General features: G+C 42.6%; 2 protein-coding genes. Both read right to left on the reverse strand.

The genetic code is table 11. From position 1 onward, the window contains the following. A partial coding sequence (locus B3O33_RS11750) for a retention module-containing protein (RefSeq protein ID WP_292363650.1) occupies positions 1 to 342 on the reverse strand: 342 nt, incomplete at its 3' end. A 197-nt stretch (positions 343 to 539) separates the two neighbouring features. Then, on the reverse strand, positions 540 to 752 hold a 213-nt coding region (locus tag B3O33_RS11755; protein WP_292363652.1), incomplete at its 5' end, for a hypothetical protein.

Raw genomic sequence — 752 nt, forward strand, 5'->3', positions numbered from 1 at the left:
AGCAGCCGTCGGGTCAGCAATCTGTGTTGGATCCTCGCCAGCTAATAACGCTTGTTGAATAGCTTCGATATCATCCAGGTCATCTGCTAAAGGTGCTGGGCTCTCTGATTCTGCAATATCAAGTTCAAATGTTTCGGTGTCAAGAACAGCTTGAGAGTTACGCCCCAAGTCCATCACGCTACCATCAGGAAATTCTATTTCAATAGCGCCAGCCAGACCGGTTGTAATAATCTCGTTGGGGTAAACCTTGTCACCAACCTGTAAATTTCTAACTGTCCCATCGACTGCTGTAGCAGTTGCAGTACCAATTAAGGCTGAAATAATACCGGCTTCTGTAGCCATAATGCTTCTCCGATGAAATGCTGCTTCCTAGGCCACCAAGAAATACGCTGACCAACTTTGCAGATAGTCTCCCACGACAATGACCAGCGATCTACTGTACGTTGGTACTAAATATTGAATAATTTTGAAAAAAATTTTTCATTTATTTATGCAAAATTTCAGCCAGATAAGATTTTTTAATTGATTAGTGGTTATTATTATCCTAAATCCCCAGCAGCAAAATGGTTAAGCATATCGGCAACTAAACGTCTTGGTAGCCAAGCCTCGCCATCATGTACAGCACGAATGGCTTTAACTAACTTGTCATGTTGTGAAGGTGTTATGTAGCCCCTCGCTCTGAACCCTGTTGCTTTGAGCTGTTCAAAATCCGGCGTTTGATCTGAAAGAATAATGGTCTGATTTTGCGGAAG

The organism is Methylophaga sp. UBA1464, assembly GCF_002325665.1.
In the GTDB taxonomy this organism is placed as follows: Bacteria; Pseudomonadota; Gammaproteobacteria; order Nitrosococcales; family Methylophagaceae; genus Methylophaga.